The sequence below is a fragment of the Streptomyces sp. AA4 genome (assembly GCF_000158875.1).
Taxonomy (GTDB): Bacteria; Actinomycetota; Actinomycetes; order Mycobacteriales; family Pseudonocardiaceae; genus Amycolatopsis.
The window spans coordinates 7,246,180-7,265,249 of the sequence record NZ_GG657746.1 but is presented as its reverse complement, the minus strand read 5'-3'; the positions used below and the strand labels follow the sequence as shown (position 1 = coordinate 7,265,249).

The 19,070-nt window shown below is 70.1% G+C and carries 15 protein-coding genes; 12 read left to right on the top strand and 3 right to left on the bottom strand.

The annotated features are described in order from the left end of the window. Positions 1-19: 19 nt before the first annotated feature. From SSMG_RS32995 to SSMG_RS32945, 11 genes are all read left to right on the top strand, one after another. The gene (locus SSMG_RS32995; RefSeq protein WP_037715641.1) at positions 20-913 is read left to right on the top strand and encodes a hypothetical protein; all 894 of its coding nucleotides are present in this window, start codon (positions 20-22) and stop codon (positions 911-913) included. Further along, on the top strand, positions 910-2,016 hold the full coding sequence (menC, locus tag SSMG_RS32990) for an o-succinylbenzoate synthase (RefSeq protein ID WP_009083301.1): 1,107 nt from the start codon (positions 910-912) through the stop codon (positions 2,014-2,016). The genes SSMG_RS32995 and menC overlap by 4 nt, the downstream gene beginning before the upstream one ends. A 77-nt stretch (positions 2,017-2,093) precedes the next feature. Further along, on the top strand, positions 2,094-3,749 hold the full coding sequence (locus SSMG_RS32985; RefSeq protein WP_037715638.1) for a CdaR family transcriptional regulator: 1,656 nt from the start codon (positions 2,094-2,096) through the stop codon (positions 3,747-3,749). Positions 3,750-3,963: 214 nt separating this feature from the next. After that, positions 3,964-4,851, top strand: coding sequence for a serine hydrolase (locus SSMG_RS32980; RefSeq protein ID WP_009083297.1), 888 nt, complete (start codon positions 3,964-3,966; stop codon positions 4,849-4,851). A 119-nt stretch (positions 4,852-4,970) separates the two neighbouring features. Beyond that, the gene (locus SSMG_RS32975; protein ID WP_009083296.1) at positions 4,971-6,356 is read left to right on the top strand and encodes a serine hydrolase; all 1,386 of its coding nucleotides are present in this window, start codon (positions 4,971-4,973) and stop codon (positions 6,354-6,356) included. Continuing rightward, the gene (locus tag SSMG_RS32970; RefSeq protein ID WP_009083294.1) at positions 6,353-7,246 is read left to right on the top strand and encodes a serine hydrolase; all 894 of its coding nucleotides are present in this window, start codon (positions 6,353-6,355) and stop codon (positions 7,244-7,246) included. Before SSMG_RS32975 ends, SSMG_RS32970 begins: the two co-directional genes overlap by 4 nt. Positions 7,247-7,256: 10 nt before the next feature. Further along, the gene (locus tag SSMG_RS32965; RefSeq protein ID WP_009083292.1) at positions 7,257-8,849 is read left to right on the top strand and encodes an ABC transporter substrate-binding protein; all 1,593 of its coding nucleotides are present in this window, start codon (positions 7,257-7,259) and stop codon (positions 8,847-8,849) included. Positions 8,850-8,857: 8 nt separating this feature from the next. After that, the gene (locus tag SSMG_RS32960; RefSeq protein ID WP_037718388.1) at positions 8,858-9,838 is read left to right on the top strand and encodes an ABC transporter permease; all 981 of its coding nucleotides are present in this window, start codon (positions 8,858-8,860) and stop codon (positions 9,836-9,838) included. Position 9,839: 1 nt separating this feature from the next. After that, entirely contained in the window at positions 9,840-11,765 is a 1,926-nt protein-coding gene (locus SSMG_RS32955) for a dipeptide/oligopeptide/nickel ABC transporter permease/ATP-binding protein (protein WP_009083288.1), read from the top strand. After that, positions 11,762-12,733 (top strand): ABC transporter ATP-binding protein, encoded by a 972-nt coding sequence (locus SSMG_RS32950; RefSeq protein WP_009083287.1) that lies wholly within the window; start codon positions 11,762-11,764, stop codon positions 12,731-12,733. Before SSMG_RS32955 ends, SSMG_RS32950 begins: the two co-directional genes overlap by 4 nt. Further along, positions 12,730-16,038: a serine hydrolase gene (locus SSMG_RS32945; protein WP_009083285.1), complete on the top strand. Its 3,309-nt coding sequence runs from the start codon at positions 12,730-12,732 to the stop codon at positions 16,036-16,038. Before SSMG_RS32950 ends, SSMG_RS32945 begins: the two co-directional genes overlap by 4 nt. A gap of 41 nt (positions 16,039-16,079) precedes the next feature. Here the strand turns inward: SSMG_RS32945 and SSMG_RS32940 are convergent, their stop codons facing one another. The 3 genes from SSMG_RS32940 to SSMG_RS32930 all read right to left on the bottom strand — a co-directional run bounded on the left by SSMG_RS32940 (position 16,080) and on the right by SSMG_RS32930 (position 18,180). Further along, on the bottom strand, positions 16,080-16,280 hold the full coding sequence (locus SSMG_RS32940; protein ID WP_009083283.1) for a hypothetical protein: 201 nt from the start codon (positions 16,278-16,280) through the stop codon (positions 16,080-16,082). 71 nt (positions 16,281-16,351) lie between these two features. Then, positions 16,352-16,993 carry a response regulator transcription factor gene (locus SSMG_RS32935; protein WP_009083281.1) on the bottom strand — a complete coding sequence of 214 codons (642 nt, stop codon included), beginning with the start codon at positions 16,991-16,993 and terminating at the stop codon, positions 16,352-16,354. Continuing rightward, entirely contained in the window at positions 16,981-18,180 is a 1,200-nt protein-coding gene (locus SSMG_RS32930) for a sensor histidine kinase (RefSeq protein WP_037715635.1), read from the bottom strand. The genes SSMG_RS32935 and SSMG_RS32930 overlap by 13 nt, the downstream gene beginning before the upstream one ends. 149 nt (positions 18,181-18,329) lie before the next feature. On the opposite strand from SSMG_RS32930, the gene SSMG_RS32925 reads away from it, so the two are divergent. Continuing rightward, positions 18,330-19,070, top strand: a complete 741-nt coding sequence (locus SSMG_RS32925; RefSeq protein WP_037715632.1) for an ABC transporter ATP-binding protein — start codon at positions 18,330-18,332, stop codon at positions 19,068-19,070.

Here is a 19,070-nt window from a genome sequence, read left to right as displayed (position 1 = left end):
GCCGGGAAAGGATCATCCCGTGACGAATCTTGCGATGAACACGGAAAGACCCGTCGCGGCGGAAACGTGCGACGAGGCGGTCGCGGCCGCTCGGGCGGCGGCCGCCGCCTCGGGGGTCGAAGTCCGGGAAATCACCGAGATCGCGGAAATGACGGCGGTCGGGGTGCTGTTCGAGACCATCTGGCGGTCCGCGCCGGGAACCCGGCCGGTGACCACGGAATTGCTGCGCGCGCTGTCGTCGGCCGGGAATTACGTGGCGGGCGCGTTCGCAGACGGGGAAATGCTCGGGGCGTGCGTCGGCTTTTTCGGCAATCCCGGAAAAGGCAGCCTGCACAGTCACATCGCCGGGGTGGCGAAGGCCGGCGCGGGCCGCGGAATCGGATACGCGCTGAAATTGCACCAGCGCGGCTGGGCACTGGCGCAGGACGTCTCGGCGATCAAATGGACCTTCGATCCGCTGGTGCGCCGCAACGCTTATTTCAACCTCGGCAAACTCGGCGCGCTCCCGGTGCGGTACCTGCGGGATTTCTACGGCCCGATGGCGGACGGAATCAACGGTTCCGGCGACACCGACCGGCTCATGGTGTCCTGGGAACTGGCCAGCCCGACCGTGCGGGCCGCCGCCTTCGGCGAGCCGATCCGCACCGACGCGAAGGCTTTGCTCGACCAAGGCGCGGCAGTGGCCCTCGAAGTCGCCGCAGACGGCGGTCCGGCTGCGGGCAAAGCGGACGCCCCGGTGGTGCTCGTCGCCGTCCCGTCCGACATCGAAGGCTTGCGCAGCACCGATCCCGGCCGGGCCGACGCGTGGCGGGCCGCGCTGCGCGAATCGCTCGGCGGGCTGATGGCCGACGGCGGCCGGGTGACCGGCTTCGACCGAACCGGCTTTTACGTGATCTCCAAGGAGGAGCAGTGAAACTCAGCGGTGTGGAACTGCGCCGGGTGCAGATGCCGCTCGTCGCCCCGTTCCGGACTTCGTTCGGCACCCAGTCCGTGCGCGAACTCTTGCTGCTGCGCGCGGTCACGCCGGCCGGCGAGGGCTGGGGCGAATGCGTGACGATGGCCGGACCGCTGTACTCGGCGGAGTACAACGACGGTGCGGAGCACGTGCTGCGGCACCACCTGATCCCGGCGCTGCTGGCCGCGGAAGACGTCACCGCGGCCAAGGTGACGCCGCTGCTGGCGAAGTTCAAGGGCCACCGGATGGCCAAGGGCGCGCTGGAGATGGCGGTGCTGGACGCCGAACTCCGCGCGCACGACCGGTCGTTCGCGGCCGAACTCGGGTCGGTGCGCGATACCGTGCCGTGCGGCGTTTCGGTCGGGATCATGGACACGATCCCGCAGCTGCTCGACGTCGTGGGCGGGTATCTCGACGAGGGCTACGTGCGGATCAAGCTGAAGATCGAACCCGGCTGGGACGTCGAGCCGGTGCGCGCGGTCCGCGAACGCTTCGGCGACGACGTGCTGCTGCAGGTCGACGCGAACACCGCCTACACCCTCGGCGACGCGCCGCAGCTGGCCAAGCTCGACCCGTTCGGCCTGCTGCTGATCGAGCAGCCGCTGGAAGAGGAGGACGTGCTCGGCCACGCCGAACTGGCGCGCCGGATCCAGACGCCGATCTGCCTCGACGAGTCGATCGTGTCGGCCCGCGCGGCGGCGGACGCGATCAAACTGGGCGCGGTCCAGATCGTGAATATCAAACCCGGCCGCGTCGGCGGTTACCTGGAAGCGCGGCGGGTGCACGACGTGTGCGCCGCGCACGGGATCCCGGTGTGGTGCGGCGGGATGATCGAGACCGGCCTCGGCCGGGCGGCGAACGTCGCGCTGGCCTCGCTGCCGAACTTCACCCTGCCCGGCGACACCTCCGCGTCGGACCGGTTCTACCGGACCGACATCACCGAACCGTTCGTGCTGTCCGGCGGGCACCTGCCGGTGCCGACCGGACCGGGTCTCGGCGTCGCACCGATTCCGGAGCTGCTGGACGAGGTGACCACGGCAAAGCTGTGGATCGGTTCGTAGCCCGCTACGAATTCCGGAGGTAGATTTGGTCGGATCGGACCAGCCGGTCCGCACGAGGCCGGATCTACCTTCGGGGGGTGCTGACACCGGTGCCGAGCAAGCCGCACACGAGTCTGGGACGCGTCCTCGAAGCGCTCGGGGACGTGCTCCTCGAACCGGTCGCCGTCGGACGGGACACGCGACGCCAGCTCGGCGGGGTGGTGATCCACGATCCGCACGACGACGCGGAGTTCCCGGCCCAGGCGGTGGTCCTCGGCGTCGGGGTCCGCGAATCCGGCGAGATCGGGCAGCTCCTGCACGCCGTCGCCGCGCGCGGGGCGACCGCGCTGGTCGTGCGGTCGCCGGTCGCGGCCTCGACGGAACTCGTGCGGGCGGCCAATTCCTCCGGGGTCGCGCTGCTCGGCCTCGCCAGCGGCGCGTCGTGGGCGCAGCTGGCCGCCATGCTCCGCACGCTGCTCGCCGAAGGCGACGTCGGCGACGTTTCCCCGCAGACGCTCGGCGGGATGCCTTCCGGCGATCTTTTCGCGCTCGCCAACGCCATCGCCGCGCTGCTCGACGCGCCGGTCACCATCGAGGACCGCAACTCGCGCGTCCTCGCGTTCTCCGGCCGCCAGGACGAAGCCGACCCCTCGCGCGTCGAGACGATCCTCGGTCGCCAAGTGCCGGAACGATTCACTCGCGAGCTGGAGAAGGACGGCGTTTTCGAGCGGCTCTACCGTGAGCAGGGCCCGGTCTACGTCTATCCCGGAGACGGCTACGACAAGAAAATCGTCATGACTCGCGCCGCGCTCGCGGTCCGGGCGGGGGACGAGGTCCTCGGGTCGATTTGGGCCGCTGTCGACAAAGAGCTCAGCGAGGAACGTACCGCGGCGCTGATCGACGCGTCGAAAATCGTTGCGCTGCACATGCTTCGGCTGCGTGCGGGTGCCGACGTCGAACGCCGGTTGCGCGCCGATCTGGTCAGCACCGCGCTCGAAGGCGGTTCCGGTGCGCAGGAAGCCATCGCGCGGCTCGGGTTGCTGGGGCAGCCCACGATCGTGCTCGCCATGGGCCTGCTGGAGGCGCCCGACGACGACCTCCGGCTGGTCACGGAACGCCAGCGGGTCGCCGACGCGTTCGCCATGCACCTCAGCGCGGTGCAGCCCCGCTCGGCGGTCGCACTGGTCGGCGACGTCGCGTACGGGATCGTCCCGATGCCCGGGAACCACGGCGATTGCCGCGAACGCTCGGCGCGCGTCGCGTCGACCTTCCTGGAGCGCACCGGCCGCCGGGTCGCCGCGGCGATCGGCATCGGCCCGCTGGCGCTGGACGGGTCCGGCCTGCGTGCCTCTCGCGACGGGGCCGACCGCGCGTTGCGCGTGTTGCTCACCAACGGCGGCACGAAGCGGGTGATCACCGCCGAGGACGCGCATATCGAGGCGTTGATGCTGGAGCTGGCCGACCTTTCCGCCGCGCGCGGCGATGTGGCGACCGGCCCGATCGCGCGGTTGCTGGAATACGACACGAAGCACCAGTCGCAGCTCGTGCACACATTGCGCTGCTGGCTCGATTCGTTCGGCGACATCAGCGCGGCTTCGGCGGCGGCGTATGTGCATCCGAGCACCTTCCGGTACCGGTTGCGCCGGCTCGCCGAGGTCGGCGGGATCGATCTCGACGATCCGGGGGACCGGTTCGCCGCGATGGTGCAATTGCACTTGCTGCCGCGCGGGGAAAGGGCCGAGGAGACGTCGTGAGTGGCTAGGCCGGTTCTGCCACTCACGAGAACCCAGCCCCCGCCCTGCTCCACCGACAGGAAACCTCCTGGCAACCTTCCTGCGATCGCACCAACCCCGGTCCCCGCCGGGCCCAACACAATGGGGAAATCGGCAGGCCGGAACAGCGAGGTTCCGCTTTCGCGCCAAGACCTCCTGCCCGCTGCCGGGTATGTCCACAGTAGACAGGAGGGTCATGGCCACCGCATCCGAAACGATCGCCCGCCGCGCCGAGGAGGTCGGCGTCGAGGTCCGGCTGCACGCCGCCGAGGTCGACGGAAACCGCAGCCTCGGGATCGGCGAGGACGTTCCGGTCGTCCCCGCGTCGGTGTTCAAGGTCCCGATCGCGCTGGAACTGGCCCGCCAGGCGGCCGACGGAACGCTCGATCTCGGCGCCCGGATCGCGGTCAAGCCCGGGCATCCGACGCCGAGTCCGTACGGCCTCGCCACCTTCCGCCACGAAGTCCTGATGTCCTGGCACGATTTGGCGATCCTGATGATCGGAATCAGTGACAACGTTGCCACCGACCTGATTCTCGCCGAGATCGGCAAAGACGCGGTCAACAGCACGTTGCGGCGCCTCGGATTCACGCACACCGTCGTGCCGCAGGACTGCGCCGAACTGCTCGCCACGATCGGCGAAGATCTCGGCCTCTCGTACGAGGACGACGAACGGGCGCTCGCCGAATTGACCTACGAACAGGTTTCCGGATTGCGCGCATTGCAACCGGAAAAATCCTGCCGGACCACCGCCGCCGAAATGACCCGCTTGCTGGGACTGATCTGGCGCGACGAGGCGGCCGCGCCGGAAGCGTGCGCGGACGTCCGGCGCTGGATGGAACTGCAGGTCTGGCCGCACCGCCTGCGTTCCGGGTTCCCGGACGACGGGATCCGCACCAGCGGCAAAACCGGGACCCTGCCCGCCGTGCGCAACGAGGTCGGCGTGGTCGAGTACCCGGACGGCGGCCGGTATTCGGTCGCCGTGTTCACGCGCGCCGAGGACGCCCGCTCCCGGGTGCCCGAGCGCGACGCGTTCATCGGTTTCGCCGCGGCGACGGCAGTGGAGTCCCTGCGCGCGGCCTGATTCGTCGGAGCGGAGGAACTTTCCCCGCGCTCTCCTCGGTCCGGACGAACAAGTGATGTCCGCCACCGACCTAGCATTTCCGAAACGCCGGTCCACCATCCCCCGGACAGAAGGTGCACATGTCGAAAATTTCCGAAATCGAGACCTGGCTTCAGGAGAATTTCGCCGCTCTGCTGGCCAAGCATCAGGTTCCCGGAGCCGCGATCGCGGTGCTCGCCGACGGCGAGGTGATCGACCACGCGGCGGGCGTCGTCAACAAGGGCACCGGCGTGGAGTCCACTGTGGACTCGGTGTTCCAGATCGGGTCGATCACCAAGGTGTGGACGACCACGCTGGCCATGCAGCTCGTCGACGAGGGCAAGCTGGACCTCGACCGGCCGGTGCGCGACTACCTGCCGGAGTTCGCGCTCGGCGACGACGAGGCCGCCGCGGTGATCACCGTCCGGCAGCTCACGTGCCACACCTCCGGCTTCGAGGGCGACATCTTCACCGACACCGGACCCGGCGACGACTGCGTGGAGAAGCTCGTCGCGACGCTGTCCGACGTGCCGCAGCTCTTCCCGCCCGGCGAGCGCTTCTCCTACAACAACGCCGGCTACTGCGTGCTCGGCCGCGTCATCGAGGTGCTGCGCGGCAAGTGCTGGGACGACTGCGTGCGCGAGCACCTCTTCGCGCCGCTCGGCCTGACCCACGCGGCCTCCGGTCCGTACGACGCGATCCGCTACCGCGCCGCGATCGGCCACATTTCCCCGAAGCCGGGCGAGGACCCGGTGCCCGCGCCGGTCTGGGCGCTCACGCGCTCGAACGCGCCGGCCGGGTCGACGCTCGCGATGCGCCCGCGCGATCTCCTGACCTTCGTCCGGATGCACCTGAACGACGGCAAGGCCGACGACGGCACCCAGGTCGTCCTGCCGGAATCGCTGCTCGCGATGCGCGAATCGCAGGTGGACGTGCCCGACCTTGGCATGTCCGACCACTGGGGTCTCGGCTGGATGCTCTTCGACTGGGACGGCGGCAAGGTGATCGGCCACGACGGCGGCACCATCGGCCAGTCGTCCTTCCTGCGCGTGGTTCCGGAAAAGGGCGTGGCGGTCGCGCTGCTGACCAACGGCGGGCAGCCGCTGAACGCGTACCAGGAGATCTTCACGAAGCTGCTGGACGAACTCGCGGGCGTCACCGTTCCGGCCCGGCCCGAGCCGAACCCCGCCGCCGCGCCCGCCGACCTGTCCCGCTACCTGGGCGAGTACACGTCGATGGTCGGCGACACCGTCGTCACCGAGGAGGACGGCAAGCTCTGGATGAAGCGCACCCCGAAGGGAATCTTCGCCGAGATGGTCGCGCCCTCGGAGAAGGAAGAGCTGTTCCCGTATCGGGGCGACACGTTCGTCGCGAAGACCGAACAGCTGCCGGGCGTCTACCTGGCACACGCCTTCATCGGCGACGACGGCAACGGCCGCGCGCAGTTCATCCACACGGGACGCGCGGACCGACGGGTCTCCCAGTGAGCGGGATCCGCGAGCGGATCGAAGCTGTTTTCGCGGACGCTGGCGCGGAAGGGTTCCTGCACGCCCGGGAGATCGGCGTGCCGGGGCCCGACGTGTCGGCGGGCGGGGACGATCCGGTCGTCCTCGCGTCGGTGTTCAAGATCCCGGTGGCGCTCGCCTATGCCCGCGAGGTCACCGCCGGCCGGCTGGACGACACCGAACGGACCAAGGTGACCGCGCGGTACCGGACCGGCGGCATCGGCACCGCGGGCTGCGCCGACGACGTCGAGATGAGCTGGCGCGACCTCGCGCACTTCATGCTCACGATGAGCGACAACGCCGCGACCGACGTCGTCTACCACCGGCTCGGCCAGGAAACGGTGGACCGGGTGCTGGCCGATCTCGGGCTCGCCCGGACCCGGCTGATCGGCTGCTGCGAGGACCTGTTCGCGTCCGTCATCGCGGATCTCGGCGGCACCCCGGAATCCGATCTCGAGGCGCTGTTCGGCGAGGCCACGCCGGAGCAGCTGGACAAACTGGCGGTCCGGGACCCGGAACGCACCACGTCGTCCACACCGCGCGAAATCACCGAACTGCTCGACGCGATCTGGACCGACCGGGCGGGCGAACCCGAAGCGTGCCAACGGGTCCGCACGATCATGGCGCAGCAGATCTGGCCGCACCGGCTCTCGTCGGGCTTCCCGTCCGGCGTGCGAGTCGCGGCGAAAACCGGGACTCTGCCCGGAATCCGCAACGAAGCGGGAGTGGTGACCCTGGGGGACGGCCGCCAGTTCGCGGTCGCGGTGTTCACTCGCGCGCATTCTCTCGAAGACCGCCTTCCCGCGGTCGACGCGTCCATCGGCGCCGCCGCCCGGCTGGCGATCGACCACCTCCAGAGCGCGACCCCGTAGGAGAAATCCCATGAAAACTGCCCGGCTCACCGCCGCGATGGCGGGCGTGGTGGCCTTGACCGTGAGCGCGTGCGGGGGATCAGCGCAATCCGGGACGGACCGGACCGCGAACCAGAAACTGGTCGACGGCAAGACGTTCACCTATGCCATTCCGACCGATCCGGGAACGCTCGACCCGGCGATCACCGTGCTGTCGGTCGCCCGCAACCTCGACGGGTTCCTCTACGACAGCCTGATCAACCTCAACGCGAAGGGCGATCCGGAGGCGGCGCTCGCGGAGAAGTGGGAAGCCACCACGACCACCGCGACCTTCACCCTGCGCAAGGGCATCACCTGCGCCGACGGCAGCCCGTTGACCGCGGCCGACGTGGCGGCGAACATCAACTTCGTCGGCGACCCGGCGAACAAATCCCCGCTCGCCGGCGTCACGGTGGCCCCGCGCACGAAGGCGGTCGCCGGCGAGGGCACGGTCACGATCACCAGCGGAGCGCCGGACGCCTTCCTGCTGCGCAACATCGCCGGTCTGCCGATCGTCTGCGCGAAGGGGCTGGCCGACCGCAAGACCCTCGCCAAGGGCGAGAACGGCACCGGCATGTTCACCATGACCGAGATCGTCCCGAACGACCACTACACGCTGACCCGGCGCAAGGACTACACGTGGGGTCCCGGCCAGTTCGACCCGAAACAGAAGGGCCTGCCGGACAAGATCAACGTCCGGATCATCCCGAACATGACCACGATGTCGAACCTGCTGCTGTCCGGCGAGGTCAACGCCGGCTCGGTGATCGGGCAGGACCAGCAGCGGCTCAAGGCGCAGCGGCTCTACCACGCCGACATCGTGTCCCCGTTCGGCGAGCTGTTCTTCAACCAGGCGCCCGGCCGGTTCGGCGCGGACCAGGCGATGCGCCGCGCGCTCGTCCAGGCGATCGACCTCCCGCAGGTCGCGAAGGTGCTGACCCGCGACGGCGGCGCGCCGGTCAAGGGCATGGTCACGATCGAACCGCGGCCGTGCGACGGCGATTCGGTCACCGGGAAGATCCCCGGGTTCGACGTCGCCGCGGCCAAGGCGGCCCTTGATCAGGCGGGCTGGAAACCGGGACCGGACGGCATCCGCGTGAAGGACGGGAAGCGGCTGGCGCTGACCGCGATCTACGGCACGCAGGCCGGTCCGACGATGCCCCCGGGCGCGGAGCTGATGCAGCAGGGCTGGAAGAGCGTCGGCGTCGACGTCACGTTGAAGGGCGTCGACAGCCCGGGGCTGAGCCAGCTGCTGTTCGCCACCGGCGAGTGGGACATCTCGATGGCGCCGGTCGGTCTCACCCTGCCCAGCCAGCTGGTGCCGTTCATGTCCGGCGGGGAACCGCCGCAGGGCACGAACTTCGCGCACATCAAGAACCCGCAGTACGAGTCGCTGGTCGCCAAGGCGGCCACGCAGGCCGGGGAAGCGGGCTGCGCGGACTGGACGGCCGCGGAATCGGCGCTGTTCGAGAGGCAGGACGCCGTGCTGTTCGCGAACTCGGTGATCCCGACCTACGGCAGCAACGCCAAGTTCGAGATCGTCAACGGCTACCTCCAGCCGTCCACCATCCGGATGTACGCCTGATGACGGGAATGACCGGCACTGTCGCCGTCGCGGGCCCGAAGGTCAGTCCCTGGCTGACCTTCGGCGCCCGCCGCCTCGGACGGTTCGTGGTGTCGCTGTGGGTGCTGGTGACCATGGCGTTCCTGATGCTCCAGCTGATCCCCGGCGATCCGGTGCGCGCGGCGCTCGGCCTGACCGCGCCGATCGAGCTGGTCAACGCCCGCCGCGCCGCGCTCGGGCTGGACCATCCGCTGTGGCAGCAGTATCTCGACTATTTCGCCGGGCTGTTCCGCGGTGATTTCGGCACGTCGATGCTGACCGGGCAACCGGTCGGCGACGTCATCTCCGACCGGCTCCCGGCGACGCTGCAGCTGGCGCTGCCGGCGTTCGTGGTGGTGATCGGGCTGGCGATCCCGCTCGGGCTGACGTTCGCCGTGCTGACCCGCGGCGGCCGCCGCCGCGGCACCGAACTCGGGTTCACGTCGACCACCGTGCTGTTCGCCGCGATCCCCGAGTTCCTGCTCGCGGTGGCGCTGGTGGCGTTCTTCGCGGTGCAACTCGGCTGGTTCCCGGTGGCCGGACACGAGGGCGCGGGTTCGCTCGTGCTGCCGGTCATCGCGCTGGCGCTCGGCCCGGCCTCGACACTGTCCCGGATCGTCCGCGTGGAGACGCTTTCCGTGCTGGGCAACGATTTCGTCCGCACCGCGCGGGCGAAACGGCTGCCCGCCCGGCTGGTCTACCTGCGCCACGCGCTGCCGAACGCGCTGACCGCGACCCTCACGCTCGGCGGGCTGATGCTCACCAGCCTCGTCGCGGGCACCGTGCTGGTGGAGAACGTGTTCGCCTGGCCGGGACTCGGTTCGACGATCTCGCAATCCATTCTGCAGAAGGACTATCCGCTTGTGCAGGGGATCGTGCTCGTGTACGGCATCGGCGTGCTGCTGGTGAACCTCATCGTGGACCTGCTGCTCGCGGTCCTCGATCCGCGTTCGACGATCCGGGAGAACTGAGATGGCGAAACGGCGCGGACAACAGTGGCTGGCCGCCGTGCGCACCCCGCTCGGCGCGTTCGCCGCCGGCCTGCTCGTGCTGGTGCTGGCGCTCGCGGTGCTGGGCCCGATCCTGTGGCAGGACGCGGCCTCGGCGATCGACACGAACGCGATCAGCCAGGGCCCGTCGGGCGACCACCTGGTCGGCACCGACGAACTGGGCCGCGACATTTTCTACCGCGTGCTCGTGGCGACCCGGCTTTCGGTGCTGCTGGCGCTGATCTCCGCGGCGCTCGGCGTCGCGACCGGACTCGTGCTCGGCATGCTGCCCGCGGTGCTGCCGCGTCCGCTCGGCAGGCTGCTGACGGCGGCGATCAACATCGCGGTCGCGTTCCCCGGCCTGCTGCTGGTGTTGTTCTTCGCGGTGATTTTCGGCGTGGGCACGCAAGGCGCGGTGATGGCGATCGGGTTCGCGCTGGCCCCGCAGTTCGCCCGGCTGACGCAGACGTTGTCGGCTTCGGTCGCCGGACGCGACTTCGTGTCCGCCGCCCGGGTCGCCGGAGTCGGCCGGATCCGGTTGCTGTTCCGGCACATCCTGCCGAACATCGGGGAACCGCTGGCGATCAACGCCACCATGGGCGCCGGCGGTGCGCTGCTCGCGTTCTCCGGGCTGTCGTTCCTCGGGATCGGCGTGCAGGCTCCGGAGTACGACTGGGGCCGGCTGCTCAACGAAGGCCTCAACGGCATTTACATCAACCCGGCGGCCGCGCTCGCCCCCGGCGTCGCGGTGGTGATCGCGGGGCTCGCGTTCAACCTGTTCGGCGAGACCGTCGCCGGGGTGATCGGCGTGCGGACCAGGTTGCCGCGGCTGGCTCCCCGGGTGCTTCGGAAGTCCAAAGTGGACTTGGTGGCAGCGGACGACGCCGTGCTGGTGGTCGAGAACCTGGAAGTCGCGTTTCCCCGGCCGACGGGCTGGACGGTTCCGGTGCGCGGCGTGAGCTTCACCGTGCGGGCGGGGGAGGCGATCGGGGTCGTCGGAGAATCCGGTTCGGGCAAGAGCCTGACCGGGCTCGCGGTGTCGCGGCTGATCGAAGCGCCCGGTTCGGTGACCGCGGACCGGCTGGACTTCGCCGGCACTCCGGTGCTCACCACGCCGGAACGCGAATTGCGGACGCTGCTCGGGACGTCGCTGGCGATGGTGTTCCAGGACCCGATGACGTCGTTCAACCCGACCCGGCGGATCGGCCGCCAGCTCGCCGAGGTTTCCGAGCAGCACCACGGGCTTTCGCGGGCCAAGGCGTTCGAGCGGGCGATCGACCGGCTGCGCGCGGTCCGGATTCCGGCGGCGGAACGGCGGGCGAAGCAGTACCCGCACGAGTTTTCCGGCGGCATGCGGCAGCGCGCGATGATCGGCATGGGCCTGATGGGCGACCCGCGGCTGATCATCGCCGACGAACCGACGACCGCGCTGGACGTGACCGTGCAACGGCAGCTGCTGCGGTTGCTGGCCCAAACCCGCGCCGAACGAGACACCGCGATCATCCTGATCAGCCACGACATCGCGGTGGTTTCCCAGACGTGCGAACGGATTCTGGTGATGTACGCGGGACGGATCGTGGAGGATCTGCCCGCCGCCGGGCCGGACCTCACGCCGCGTCATCCGTACACGCGGGCGCTGCTGGCCACGACGCTCGACCTGGAAACAGATTTGGCCGCGCCGCTCGCGGTGATTCCCGGCCGTCCGCCGGAACCGGACCAGATGCCGCCCGGCTGCGCGTTCGCGAGCCGGTGCCCGCTGGCGACCGACCGGTGTCGCGAGGAGGACCCGGAACTGACCGTGCTCGCGCCGGAACACCGGGTGGCGTGCTGGCATCCGGATGCGGCAGGGTCGGAAACAGGGCGGTCGGAAGCAGTGGGCGCGGCGGTCGTGGCGGGAGGGGCGGAATGAGCGAACTGGTTTTCGACTCGATCAGCGTCCGGTACGGCGGACGGCGTGGGCTCACCGCGGTGGACGGCGTTTCGCTGACCGTCCCGGCGGGCAAGGTCGTCGGCCTCGTCGGCGAATCGGGTTCCGGCAAATCGACGCTCGCGAGGGCGGCCGTCGGATTGTCGCCGGTGAGCGCGGGACGGGTGCTGCTCGGCGGCGTGGACGTGCGGAAACTGCCGCGCCGGCGTCCGCTGCAGATGGTGTTCCAGGACCCGTATTCCTCGCTCGACCCGCGGATGACCATCGGCGAGTCGATCGCCGAGGCGATGCCGCGCGGGACGAACCGCTCGGCCGAGGTCGCCCGGCTGCTGGAGCTGGTCAATCTCGATCCCGAACGGGCCGCGCACCTGCCGGGCCAGCTGTCCGGCGGGCAGCGGCAACGCGTCGCGCTCGCCCGGGCGCTCGCCGGTCGGCCCGAGGCGCTGATCGCCGACGAGATCACCTCCGCGCTCGACGTCTCGGTGCAGGGCGCGGTGCTCAATCTCGTGCGTGAAGTGCAGCGGCAGCTCGGTCTGTCGATGCTGTTCATCTCGCACAACCTCGCGGTGATCCGGTATCTCAGCGATTTCGTCGCGGTGATGTACCTCGGCCGGATCGTCGAAGCCGGACCGGCGCAGCAGGTGCTCACCGATCCGCAGCATCCCTACACCCGCGACCTGCTCGACGCAGCTCCGTCGGCGCACAAGTCGCTGTTCGACGCCGAACCCGGCGCGACCGCGGACGCGGAACCGCCGGATCCGCACCATCCGCCCGCCGGATGCCGGTACCACCCGCGCTGCCCGGTCGGCCCGCTCGTGCGGAGCGACCGCGAGATCTGCCTCCGCGCGGATCCGGCCGAGGACTCCGCGCCCCGGCGGCACGCGTCGGCCTGCCACTTCTCCGAATCCGAGGGCCACGAGCCCGCGATCTCCCAAGGAGCCAGCGTATGACCCGCCGTCTCGGCATCGATGACCTGTACGACCTCGCCGCGCCCAGTCAGCCCGCGCTTTCGCCGGACGGCAGCCGGATCGCCTACGTGGTCCGGACCGCGGACCGGGAAGAAGACCGGAACGTCGACGCGCTGTGGACGGTCGGCGCTTCGTCCGGGGAAGCCCGCCAGCTCACGCGCGGGAACGCGGACGCGGCGCCGAAATGGTCCCCGGACGGGTCCCGGCTCGCCTTCCTGCGCGCCCAGGACGGTCCGCCGCAGGTCTGGGTGCTTCCGGCGGACGGCGGCGAGGCCGAGCAGCTCACCAAGCTTCCGCTCGGCGCGGGCGCACCGGTGTGGAGCCCGGACGGCAGCAAAATCGCGTTCTCCTCGGCGATCGACCTCGCCGCGGTGGTCGAAGCGCCGCCGGAGAACACGCCGATCGTCGCCGAGCGGCTGGACTACAAGTCCGACGGCCCCGGCTTGCTGAAGACGCTCCGCAGCCACGTGCACGTCCTCGACGTCGCGACCGGCGAAGTCCAGCAGCACACCTTCGGCGACTGGCACGCGGGCCAGCCCGCCTGGTCGCCCGACGGCACGCACGTGGCGTTCACCGCGGCCCTGGACGACGACGCCGACCTCACCTTCCGGTCCGCCGCCTACGTCCTCGACGTCACCGAGCGCAACGCCGAACCGCGGCTGGTCGGCACCGACCAGGGCATGGCTGGCACGGTCGGCTGGACCAAGGACGGCAAGGCGCTGCTGGTGGTCGGCCGCACCGACACCGCGACCGGGCACCTCGGCCTGCTGCGCGTGCCGCTGGACGGCGGCGAGACGGTCGACCTTGCCGCCAGCCTCGACCGCAACGTGATGCCCGGCGGCCCGGGTTACCCGGGTGCGCTGCCGCAGCTGACCGAAGCGGGCGACGTCGTGCTGTTCGCGATCCGCGACCGCGGCTGCACTCATCTGTACGAAGTGGACCTCGCCGGCGGCGAACCGCGTGCGGTGCTGACCGGGGAAGGCAATGTCGTGTCCGGAATGGACTTGGTCGGCGACCGGGCGGCGATTGTGCTGGCCACCGCCGATTCCTTCGGCGAGGTCGCGGTTCTCGACCGCACCACGGGCAAGGTCGACGTGCGGACGAAGCACGGCGACGCAGTGTCCGAAGTGGAATTGTTCCCGCGTGAATCGCGCGAATTCACCATCAGCGACGGCACCGTCGTCCAGGGCTGGCTCATCCGCGACACCGAACGCACCGGTGCACAGCCGCTGCTGATCGACATCCATGGCGGTCCGCACAACGCCTGGAACGGCGCCGCGGACTCGATCCACCTGTACCACCAGACCCTCGCCGCTCGCGGCTGGGCGGTCCTGCTGATCAACCCGCGAGCGAGCGACGGTTACGGCGAAGCCTTCTACACCGCCGCGATCGGCGCGTGGGGACAAGCGGACGCACCGGACTTCCTCGAACCGATCGACCAGCTCGTCGCCGAAGGCCTCGCCGATCCGGACCGGCTCGCCGTCACCGGGTACAGCTACGGCGGCTATATGACCTGCTATCTGACCAGCCGCGACGACCGCTTCGCCGCTGCTGTCGCGGGCGGCGTGGTCAGCGACCTGACCAGCCTGGCCGGCACGTCCGACGGCGGACATTTCATGGCGGTCAACGAATTCTCCGGGCTCTCGTCCGGCCAGTACGAGAGCTCCTCTCCGCACTCGCAGGTCGAGAACGTCCGCACGCCGACGCTGATCCTGCACGGCGGCGAGGACGTCCGTTGTCCCGTCGGGCAGGCCGAGCAGTGGTTCACCGCGCTGCGCGAGCGCGACGTGCCGTCCCGGCTGGTGCTGTACCCGGGCGGCGCGCATCTGTTCGTTTTGGACGGTCCGCCCTCGCACCGCGCGGACTACAACCGGCGCGTGGTCGACTGGGTCGAGCAGTACGCGGGTTCGCGGGTGCCGATCGAGGCCGCGCACTGGAGCCGGCGGCTCGCGGAACTGGCGCGCAAGTACGACATTCCCGGTGCGTCGCTGGGCATTCTGCGCGTCGACACCGGCGAGGAGGTGTTCGCGACCCACGGCGTGCTGAGCAAGACGACCGAGGTCGAGGTCACCGAGGATTCGCTGTTCCAGATCGGCTCGATCTCCAAGGTGTGGACGTCGACCGTGGTGATGCAGCTGGTCGACGAGGGCCTGCTCGACCTCGACGCGCCGATCGTCGACGTGCTGCCCGAACTGCGGCTGTCCGATCCGGAGGTGACGAAGCGCGTCACCATGCGGCACCTGTTGACGCACACCAGCGGCATCGACGGCGACATCTTCACCGACACCGGCCGCGGCGACGACTGCATCGAGAAGTTCGTCGAGCTGCTGGACGAGGCCGCGCAGAACCATCCTCTCGGCGCGACTTTCTCCTACTGCAACTCAGGTTTCGTCCTGATGGGCCGGGTGATCGAGAAGCTCACCGGGAAAACCTGGGACGCCGCGATGCGGGAGAAGCTGTACACCCCGCTCGGCCTCACGCACACGGTCACGCTGCCGGAGGAAGCGCTGCTGTTCCGCGCCGCCGTCGGCCACGTCGCGCCGGACGGCGAGGACCCGGCCCCGGCTCCGGTGTGGCAACTGCCGCGTTCGGCCGGACCGGCCGGCCTGATCTCCGCCCGCGCCGCGGACGTCCTCGCCTTCGCCCGCCTGCACCTCACCGGCGGCCTGACCGCGGACGGCACGCGGATCCTGTCGGCGGAATCGGCCGCGGCGATGGCGGAAAAGCAGGCCGACGTCCCGGACAAGCACACCCTCGGCGACTCGTGGGGCCTCGGCTGGATCCGCGACGAATGGGGCGGCCGCCGCGTCATCGGCCACGACGGCAACACGATCGGCCAGTCGGCGTTCCTGCGCCTGCTGCCGGACGCGGGCCTCGCGGTCACGCTGCTGACGAACGGCGGTCACGCGCGGGATCTGTTCACCGAGCTGTACCGGGAGATCTTCGCCGAACTCGCCGACGTCGCCATGCCGCGTCCGCTCGAACCCCCGGCCACGCCGGTCGAGGTGGACGTGACCCGTCACCTGGGCGTCTACGAACGGGCTGGCGCGCACATCGAGGTCGTGGAGCGCGAGGGTGGGTTGCGGATCGTGTACACGACCACCGGACCGCTGGCGGAGCTGATGCCGGACAAGGTCCAGGAATTCGATCTGGAGGCGGTTTCGGACACGCTGTTCCTGCTCCGCATGCCGGGCGGGCAGTTCTGGACGCCGGTGCTCTTCTACACCCTGTCGACGGGGGAGCCGTACCTGCACTTCGGCGCCCGCGCGACGCCCAAGGTGTCTTGACGGTCGAGGGGCTGGGTTTCCCCGCCCAGCCCCTCTGTCGGTCAGTCCTTGCGCCGGGCCAGGAACCGCACGAGAAGAAGCACCAGGCACACGACCGCCACTCCGCCGCCGAGGTACCGGTAAGTGTCCTCCAGCCCGGCGAACTGGCCGATCGAATTGGCCGCGGCGCCGGCGAGAAAAACGAGCCACAGCAAGGTAGTCACAACGGGGCCGCCGGCGGTGCGGCTTCGGGAAGTTTCCATGCCCAGGACACTATGGAGCGGCGACGGCGGCGACCACGCCGCAGACCCCCAACTTCGTGGTAGCGCCTGCGCTACCTCTTCCCGTTCAAGTAGGCCAGCACCGCCAGCACCCGCCGGTGCCCGCTGTCCTCCGGCAGGCCCAGTTTCGCGAAAATATTGCGGATGTGCTTGAGCACCGTCCCGTCGCTGACCACCAGCAGTTCCGCGATCGTGGCGTTGTTGTAGCCCTCCGCCATCAGGCCGAGCACCTCGCGTTCGCGGGCGGTCAGGGCGTCGAGCGGGTCGCGGCGGTGGGCCAGCAGCTGGGTCACCACCTCCGGGTCCATCGCCGTGCCGCCTTCCACGACCCGGTGCAGCGAGTCGAGGAACTTGGCGACCTTGCCGACGCGTTCCTTCAGCAGGTACCCGACCGCGCCCTTGCCGTCCGCGAGAAGCTCGGCCGCGTAGCCGGTTTCCACGTGTGCGGACAGCACCAGCACCGGCAGCCCGGGGTGCAGCTGCCGCGCCTGGACGGCCGCGCGCAGGCCCTCGTCGGTGTGCGTCGGGGGCAGGCGGACGTCGGTGATCACCGCGTCCGGACGGTCCTCGCGGACGAACGCGAGGAACTCGTCGGTGTGGTCGAAAGCCGCGGCGACCTCGATGCCCGAGGTGTCGAGCAGCAGGACCAAACCTTCTCGCAGCAGGGCGTCGTCCTCGACGATCACGACCCGCATGGCAACTCCACTTCCAGAACAGTCGGTCCGCCGGGCGGGCTCGTGAGCGTGACCGTCCCGTCGAAGGCCTCGGCGCGTTTCCGGATCCCGGCCAGCCCGCTGCCCTGGGATTCGTCCGCCCCGCCGCGTCCGTCGTCGCGGATGCGGATCCGCAGGGTGTCGACGGTGCCGTCGAGCGTAATCGACGCGTGTTTCGCGCCCGAATGCTTGGTCACGTTCGCGAGAGCTTCGGCGACGATGAAGTACCCCGCCGCCTCGACCGCGGCCGGTCGCCGCGCACTGCTGCGAACGTCCACAGTGCACGGAACCGCGCACCGGTCGGCGAGGGCGGTGATCGCGCCGTCGAGGCCGCGATCGGTCAGCAGCGGCGGGTGGATGCTCCGCACGACCGTGCGCAGTTCGGCGAGTGCTTCGGTGGCCGCGTCCTGCGCCTTGCCGAGCAATTCCCGTGCCTTGGCCGGGTTTCCTTCGAAAAGCTGGTCCGCGATCCCGAGCTGCAGCACGACCGCGGACAGCCGCGCTTGCGTCCCGTCGTGGAGGTCGCGTTCGAGCCGGCGGAGTTCGGCGCCGTGCGCCTCGAGCGCGGCCGCACGGGTCGCGGTCAGCTCGACGACCCGGTCGGTCAGCGCGGCACCCGGCTTCGTGCCGAGAAACGCCCGCGTCGCAAGGGCTTGCCAGCGCGCCAGCGGCGAGGCCCAGAAGGTGAGCGCGATCATCACGAGCCCGCTGAACACGCAGAGCGCGGCCAGCGGCCACGAGTTCACCACGAACTCCAGCGAACTGGGGATCCCTCCGGGCACCAGCCACCAGAACAGGCCGGTGAGGATCTGCCGCACCCCGCCGAGCGGCAGGCCGAACGCGAGAATTCCGACGAGGAAGCCGACCACCGCGTGCACCGCGAGCCACGCGAGGTCGCGCAGGCTCGCCGGGTCGCGAATCGGCGACACGTTGGCGTACGGCTCCGCGATCGGCTCGTCCAGCCTGCGCCCGGCGCGGCGGCGTTCGAACCGCAGCGGGCGGCGGATCAGCTTCAGCGCGACCGGCAGCGCCGGGATCCCGACGCCGATCAGGCACGTCATGAGCACGACGGCCATGGCGAAGAAAAGCAGCATGGCGAGGAACGAGGTCGCGGCCCCGACCAGCAAGTAGCGGAGTCCGGACCACCACGAGCGCAGCCAGCCTTTCACCCGCACAGTGTCCCATTAGGACTTCCCCACCGGGGGTGGTGGTGCCTGCGCTACCCCCAAGACTCCCGCGCTCGGGATCGTTTTCGCGCACCCGCCGCCATAGCTTCGTTACCGACAGAGAATCTGCTGGTCCGAGGAGCGACACGAACATGAACACAGGCGGAACACACGCCCTGAGGCTGGAAGCGGTGCGCAAGATCTACGGCTCCGGCGACGGCGCGGTCACCGCGCTGGACGGCGTGTCGGTCGGGATCCAGCGAGGCTCGTTCACCGCGGTGATGGGGCCGTCCGGATCCGGCAAGAGCACCTTCCTGCACTGCGCCGCCGGACTGGACCGGCCGAGTTCCGGACGCGTGCTGCTCGGCGAAACCGAACTCGGCGGGCTCCGCGAGCGCGCGCTCACCGAACTGCGCCGGACCCGGATCGGGTTCATTTTCCAGGCCTACAACCTGCTGCCGTCGCTGAACGTGCTGCAGAACATCACCTTGCCGATGCGGCTGGCCGGCAAGAAGCCGGACGCGCGCTGGCTGCGCGAGATCGTCGACGGCGTCGGCATCGCGAAGCGGCTCGAACACCGCCCGGCGGAACTGTCCGGCGGGCAGCAGCAGCGCGTCGCGATCGCCCGCGCGCTGATCACCCGGCCCGAGGTCGTGCTCGCCGACGAACCGACCGGCGCGCTCGACACCCGCACCGCCCGGCAGGTGCTCGACCTGTTGCGCACCGTGGTCGACCAGATGGGCCAGACCGTGCTGATGGTCACCCACGACCCGGTCGCCGCGTCCGCCGCGCACGGAGTGCTGTTCCTCGCCGACGGCAAGCTCGCCGGCCATCTCCCGCAGCCGACCCCGGAACGGGTCGCCGAGCGGATGACCCACCTCGGGGAGTGGTGA

Coding starts and splice junctions, on each gene's coding strand:
- SSMG_RS32935 (WP_009083281.1), bottom strand. CDS start 16,993: ATGCGGGTCGTGATCGTCGAGGACGACGCCCTGCTGCGAGAAGGTTTG.
- SSMG_RS32975 (WP_009083296.1), top strand. CDS start 4,971: ATGTCGAAAATTTCCGAAATCGAGACCTGGCTTCAGGAGAATTTCGCC.
- SSMG_RS32945 (WP_009083285.1), top strand. CDS start 12,730: ATGACCCGCCGTCTCGGCATCGATGACCTGTACGACCTCGCCGCGCCC.
- SSMG_RS32955 (WP_009083288.1), top strand. CDS start 9,840: ATGGCGAAACGGCGCGGACAACAGTGGCTGGCCGCCGTGCGCACCCCG.
- SSMG_RS32980 (WP_009083297.1), top strand. CDS start 3,964: ATGGCCACCGCATCCGAAACGATCGCCCGCCGCGCCGAGGAGGTCGGC.
- SSMG_RS32950 (WP_009083287.1), top strand. CDS start 11,762: ATGAGCGAACTGGTTTTCGACTCGATCAGCGTCCGGTACGGCGGACGG.
- SSMG_RS32965 (WP_009083292.1), top strand. CDS start 7,257: ATGAAAACTGCCCGGCTCACCGCCGCGATGGCGGGCGTGGTGGCCTTG.
- SSMG_RS32925 (WP_037715632.1), top strand. CDS start 18,330: ATGAACACAGGCGGAACACACGCCCTGAGGCTGGAAGCGGTGCGCAAG.
- SSMG_RS32940 (WP_009083283.1), bottom strand. CDS start 16,280: ATGGAAACTTCCCGAAGCCGCACCGCCGGCGGCCCCGTTGTGACTACC.
- SSMG_RS32960 (WP_037718388.1), top strand. CDS start 8,858: ATGACCGGCACTGTCGCCGTCGCGGGCCCGAAGGTCAGTCCCTGGCTG.